At 53.3% G+C, this 5720-nt stretch carries 5 protein-coding genes and 1 riboswitch; of the genes, 1 reads left to right on the forward strand and 4 read right to left on the reverse strand.

All coding sequences use genetic code 11. The features are described from left to right. Positions 1-146: 146 nt before the first annotated feature. A complete protein-coding gene (locus QZ279_RS01480; protein WP_293447106.1) occupies positions 147-362 on the forward strand; it encodes a DUF1127 domain-containing protein in 216 nt (71 codons plus the stop codon). A 303-nt stretch (positions 363-665) separates the two neighbouring features. Here QZ279_RS01480 and QZ279_RS01485 read toward each other — a convergent pair whose 3' ends face one another. The 4 genes from QZ279_RS01485 to QZ279_RS01500 form a co-directional block, all read right to left on the reverse strand. Further along, positions 666-947: a hypothetical protein gene (locus QZ279_RS01485; RefSeq protein ID WP_293447108.1), complete on the reverse strand. Its 282-nt coding sequence runs from the start codon at positions 945-947 to the stop codon at positions 666-668. Between the two features lie 113 nt (positions 948-1060). Continuing rightward, positions 1061-1269, reverse strand: a riboswitch (cobalamin riboswitch). A gap of 15 nt (positions 1270-1284) precedes the next feature. Continuing rightward, positions 1285-2289 carry a Hint domain-containing protein gene (locus QZ279_RS01490; protein ID WP_293447110.1) on the reverse strand — a complete coding sequence of 335 codons (1005 nt, stop codon included), beginning with the start codon at positions 2287-2289 and terminating at the stop codon, positions 1285-1287. A 526-nt stretch (positions 2290-2815) separates the two neighbouring features. Then, the gene (locus QZ279_RS01495; protein WP_366513814.1) at positions 2816-3226 is read right to left on the reverse strand and encodes an ACT domain-containing protein; all 411 of its coding nucleotides are present in this window, start codon (positions 3224-3226) and stop codon (positions 2816-2818) included. Positions 3227-3235: 9 nt separating this feature from the next. Next, positions 3236-5716, reverse strand: coding sequence for a UvrD-helicase domain-containing protein (locus QZ279_RS01500; RefSeq protein WP_293447113.1), 2481 nt, complete (start codon positions 5714-5716; stop codon positions 3236-3238). Positions 5717-5720: the final 4 nt, after the last annotated feature.

The raw sequence follows: 5720 nt of genomic DNA on the forward strand, positions 1-5720 counted from the left end.
AACCCTACGTCGCTTATGCAATTGCTGCATGGCAGCATTGCTGAAATAGATATTGTGCATGTGCAGCATGCGCTCCATAATTATGACAACGGTGCGGCAATGAGAGCGTCGTCAACGACTTGTAAAACTTAAAGAGGACGATGCACATGGCTTTTCTAACTGACACATTCTCCGCTCAGACAACTTTCGCTGACAAGCTTTCTGCGATCTGGGCACGTTTACTTGAAGCACAAGCGAAACGCGCTGTGTATTCAAGCACGGTCCACGAGCTGAGCGCTTTATCTTCTCGCGAATTGCGCGACTTGGGCATTCACCGCTCAATGATCCGCTCCATCGCGCATGAAGCGGCCTACAAAGGCTAAAGAATTTAGGAATTCAGCAGGCTAGCTCCTCCCAGCAATGGCCTGCTGTAAATGGCGGCGGCACTTTCCTCCCAAAAGGCCCTGCCAAACTACACCGACCTAGAACGGGTCAGACATAGCAAAGCATTCTCCTCCCAGAAACGCTTTGCTTACAAAGAACGGCGATGTGTTCTCCCACACATCGTCGTTTTTTCATTTTAAAGTGGGATGTGGTGAGCCCACGATCCTGTGCTCAGCGACAAGTAAGCATCCAAACCTCTTTCAAGACATGCAGAATTAATGAAGCACGCGCCTGCGGCCCAGTTAATGAAGCACGCGCCTGCGGCCCGATGAACCGCCCCGTCGCGTCGGAGCGGATAGCATCTGACTTGCGTCGCGCAGATAGGCCACAAAATAATGGGCCGCATCGGCATCGGCAGGTGCCACATTAATATAACACAATGCTTGGCGCGCCTCGACGCAGGGGTTCGCGTCAATCGGCAAGGTCATCGCCCATTCCAAGAAACCTGCTTTGGCCGCGTCTCGTGCGACTGCGGCATTGCCCTCAACATCCTGCAAAGCCTGCATAATTTTATCGGCCGTCATCGTTCCTCCTGATGCCCTCACCCCGGGGCGAATTTATGATGCAAGGAGCGATACAGAGGAGACGGTGGCCATATAGAGAGCACGGCGCATATCTCGCCTGCTCCGCCACCCGCGGTTTCGGTCGTCATCAAGGCTGGTTTCCGGGCTAAGCGCGAGTGGGTTTTGCAAAACCCTCGAATTGGCCCCTTCCCAAAGCAGATGCGCTTCAGTGGATTTGCCGATTCTCTCGCCGACACCGTTGCGGGGGCAGCGCCGGATTGAGTACCGACTTCCCAATTCTCTGCCCGTTTGACGGGGCAGCACCTTGATAAAGTGAGTGTAGCTAAACGTTGACCGATTAAGCAAGGCTGCTTTGCGTCATCTTTGCACTAATAAGCGGCTTTGCGTTGCGGATGTGGCGCGCAATTAGTTGTTTCTGAGAAATCCGTGCGGGAATCATACAAGCGGGCTTCATGCGCCGCGACTTGCGGGCCAATTGCGGGAAAAGCGTCAACACCTCGCCGCGCGCTTCGGGATTCAAAGCGGCAATTGCTTCGCGTACTGTGTAAAAGCTCTCCGTGGGGGTGCCCTCTGCAATGATCACCTGATGGCGATCAAAAACAAGATGGTAGTAGTTGAACGCTGCCTCGGTTTCCTCAACATAAATGCCAAGGATATCTGTCAAACGGATCGCCGCAACAAGCACTCCATCTTCGCCAAACATATGTTTTGTGATAGGTGAGTTGACCTGCATCCGGTGCTGGCGCGAAACACGTAGGTCGCGCTTAGGAAGACCCGCGCCCAAGGCCCCTGCTGTGATAAAAACGGGACGCAGGTTGTCATGCGCACTAATCTGTTCAGCTGACACAGCACTTAGCAAATTCAAGCGAAGCGGCGAAAATCCACCGTTCGCAAGCGCGATCAATGCGTCAGGTTCAAGGTTTTCCACAGGGATCGGGCCTAAATCCGTTTCGATCAATGTTCCTTGTGCAAAACACACAACCGAAGAATACGCCCACCCTGATGTGTGGCTTTGATAGGTTCCCAGCGTTGCACCAACTGTGAACACGGATCCGGGTGCCAGTGTGAAATACCAGCCAGATGGCGCGGCACTTGTGTTGATGAAAAAGAATGTTTCGACGTGGGGATTCCCCAAGACATCCGTAAAACTTATATCGATTGCAAAGGGTGTACTATTCGTGGAACCAGCCGTTCCTCCATTGGCGGAGACGCTTTCATCCGCGTCTGAACCGCCCTGAAAATCGGGATCATTGTCGGTTACATCGAGCGAATAGGACGTGTTATACAGCGCATTATAACCTGTTCCAGACCATCGGAACGCTTCAACAGTATAGGTTGGCATCGCTTTTCCCTACCCTTTCGCTGCGCGCAATTTTGCTTTGCGCTCAAGATCGAGCGCGCGAAACAGCAATCGCTTTCCTTGATGGGTAAGCTGGGATGCAATCGCCCCAGTTCCAAGTTCATTTTCATGCACCAAGACGTCACGCGCCTCGGGCCGCACACAATGTTCGGTTCGCAAGCGCTATGTAAACGCCTTTGCACGTGTATTTAACGTATCTGACTTAGCGTCCATAAAACCCACCAGTGACCACCTCACGCGAGCGCTTGGTGATACCCAAATATATACATACCTCACACCGAAAATTGGTACGATTTACTAAACTTGAGGGGAAACCGCTCGATCTACCACCTCTTCGCCTGCGCACTCTTGATGGTGCATCATAGCGACGATCAACTTGAAAGTACTCGGAGGATAGCTGGTTTTTCAGCGTATTTGAAGATATTTCTTCAAACAGTACACTTAGGGCGAGTTTTCGCGACTCCAAATCAACTCAAGGGGCGTTCTGGCAATTCCAATATACGAAATTTTAAAGATTTTTTGCTGCGACGCTCATCTTTTGTAAAATCTGCATCGCGTCCGCGCCACGATCTTCGGGGATAAAAAGATGATCATGATAGAAGCCTGCAACAGGGTTAACGCCCATGCCCGCTGCGGCGAGTTCTGTTGCAATCCGTGCAATAAAGCCGACAGCGTCCAAAGCAGAATGAATGTTCAGAGTGATCATGCGACTGGGGAATTCATAGTTCAACCCCAACGCTTCGGCCTCGGATTTCAACACTATCAGGGTCGTTCCTTCACCCTCGCGAAACATCATGCGGGGGGTTACGCCGTCGGGCACATCTGCGTCGGCCATCGTGGTAAAAACGAACGTACCGTCGATCATTTCCGCAGACATGCAGGCAAGAAGGGTCCTTAAATCGTGTTCTGCGCCCATCATAGTATCGCTTTAAAACGGAATGTCATCGGGCGCGTCCGCAGCCGCAACAAAACGCGACACGACTTTTTTAGTTCCTGCTTTTTCAAAATCAATTTCCAGCTTATCGCCTTCAATGCCAACGACAGCGCCGTAGCCGAATTTCTGGTGAAACACGCGGTCACCCATCGAAAAACTAGACACCGCGGTCATATCGATGGTGATGTTTTTGCTCTCACTCGGTTGGCCCATGGGGCGTTGATCCTTGCGCGATTGCAGGCGTTTCCAGCCGGGGGAATTGTAGACGTTGGCTTCTTTTACGCGGGTTTCGAGGTTGGATTTAGGGCTGCTTGAACAGCCGCCCATACTCCCCAGACCTGAACCGCCCATGCCCGCCGCACCGTAATTGCCACAATACAGACCGGGGGGCGTGAGCACGTCCACATGATCCTCTGGCAACTCATCAATAAAGCGCGAGGGCAGCGCGTTTTGCCATTGGCCGAACACCATACGGTTGGCCGCAAAGGAAATTGTGCACAGTTCCTCGGCTCGGGTGATACCGACGTAGGCAAGACGGCGTTCTTCCTCTAACCCCTTAAGACCCGTTTCATCCATGGACCGTTGTGAGGGGAACAAACCGTCCTCCCAACCGGGCAAAAAGACCGCTGGGAATTCAAGGCCTTTGGCGCCGTGCAGCGTCATGATGGATACTTTTTCGCCTACATCGTCTTGGATGTTGTCCATGACAAGGCTGACGTGTTCTAGAAATCCTTGCAGATTTTCGAAGTTTTCCAGCGCTTTCACGAGTTCCTTAAGGTTCTCAAGCCGCCCTGGCCCTTCAGGGGTTTTGTCGTTCTGCCAATGGGCCGTGTAGCCACTTTCGTCCAGAATAATCTGCGCAAGTTCAATGTGGGTTGTCTTTGGGGGGCCAAATTCAGGCTGGTTCATTACAGGACCATCATCCAGCACAGCGTCCTCGTCGATAGTCGTCGCAAGGCGTTCACCGCGTGTCAGCATTGACCAGCGTTCTAAGCCCTCGACCAGTTTGCCAAGCCCTGCGCCGCCCTTACCACCAATCGCTTTGGTGTCCACGCAAATGCGCGCACCCTCGATCAGACTGACCCCGTTTTCACGCGCAGCCATCTGGATTTTCTGTTGGGCTTTGTCGCCAAGGCCACGCTTGGGCGTGTTCACAATCCGCTCAAACGCGAGATCATCATCGGGCGACGTCACAACGCGGAAGTAGGCCATGGCATCACGGATTTCCATGCGTTCATAAAAACGCGGACCGCCGATGACGCGGTAAGGCAAGCCGATAGTTAGAAACCGATCCTCAAACGCGCGCATTTGGTGGGAAGCGCGCACAAGAATTGCCATTTCATCAAGCGATATCGGGCGCATACCGCGTGCACCGCTTTGCATGCTTTCCAGCTCATCCCCGATCCAGCGTGCTTCTTCATCGCCGTCCCAGTGGCCGATCAAACGGACCTTTTCGCCCTCCTCGGAAGCGGTCCACAGGTCTTTGCCCAGACGTCCCTCGTTGCCCGCGATCACATTGGACGCAGCGGCAAGAATATGGGGGGTCGAGCGGTAGTTTTGCTCAAGTCGTACGACTTTTGCACCGGGGAAATCTTTTTCAAACCGCAAGATGTTGCCGACTTCGGCCCCGCGCCAACCATAGATGGATTGATCGTCATCCCCGACGCAGCAGATGTTCTTGTGACCCCCTGCAAGCAAGCGCAACCAAAGGTACTGCGCGACGTTTGTATCCTGATACTCGTCCACCAGAATATAGCGGAACCAGCGTTGGTATTGGTTGAGCACGTCGTCATGGGTCTGGAAAATCGTGACCACATGCATCAACAGATCGCCGAAATCGACGGCGTTCAGTTCAAGCAGACGCATTTGATATTGCTCGTAAAATTCGGTGCCTCGGTTGTTGAACGCCCCCGCATCTGCGCTTGGGACCTTGTCAGGGGTCAGCGCGCGGTTCTTCCAACCATCAATAAAGCCCGCAAGCATGCGTGCAGGCCAACGTTTGTCATCGATGCTTTCTGCGCGCAAAAGCTGCTTCAGCAAACGGATTTGATCGTCCGTATCCAAGATCGTGAAATTGCTTTTTAGACCCACAAGTTCCGCGTGACGGCGCAGCAGCTTAACGCAGACCGAGTGGAACGTACCAAGCCATGGCATCCCCTCTGCCGGTTGGCCTAGCATTCCTCCAACCCGTACCTTCATTTCGCGTGCGGCTTTGTTGGTGAAGGTCACCGCAAGAATTTCATTAGGTCGCGCTTTGGATGTGTTCATCAAATGCACGATGCGCGTCGTCAGCGCTTTGGTTTTACCCGTGCCCGCCCCTGCCAACATCAAGACAGGACCGTCCAAGGTTTCAACCGCTTCGCGTTGTGCAGGGTTCAGCCCGTCCAGATAGGGCATGGGCCGCGCGGAAATGGCGCGCTGGCTTAGGGATTGGGATGCGCCATCAAAGGCGTCCATTTCGTCGAAATTGCTCATGAGA

The organism is Planktotalea sp. (assembly GCF_018607965.1).
In the GTDB taxonomy this organism is placed as follows: Bacteria; Pseudomonadota; Alphaproteobacteria; order Rhodobacterales; family Rhodobacteraceae; genus Planktotalea.

What these genes read in the sequence shown, in the direction of transcription:
- QZ279_RS01480 (WP_293447106.1), top strand. Translation starts at nt 147, where the DNA reads ATGGCTTTTCTAACTGACACATTCTCCGCTCAGACAACTTTCGCTGAC.
- QZ279_RS01485 (WP_293447108.1), bottom strand. Translation starts at nt 947, where the DNA reads ATGACGGCCGATAAAATTATGCAGGCTTTGCAGGATGTTGAGGGCAAT.
- QZ279_RS01490 (WP_293447110.1), bottom strand. Translation starts at nt 2,289, where the DNA reads ATGCCAACCTATACTGTTGAAGCGTTCCGATGGTCTGGAACAGGTTAT.
- QZ279_RS01495 (WP_366513814.1), bottom strand. Translation starts at nt 3,226, where the DNA reads ATGATGGGCGCAGAACACGATTTAAGGACCCTTCTTGCCTGCATGTCT.
- QZ279_RS01500 (WP_293447113.1), bottom strand. Translation starts at nt 5,716, where the DNA reads ATGAGCAATTTCGACGAAATGGACGCCTTTGATGGCGCATCCCAATCC.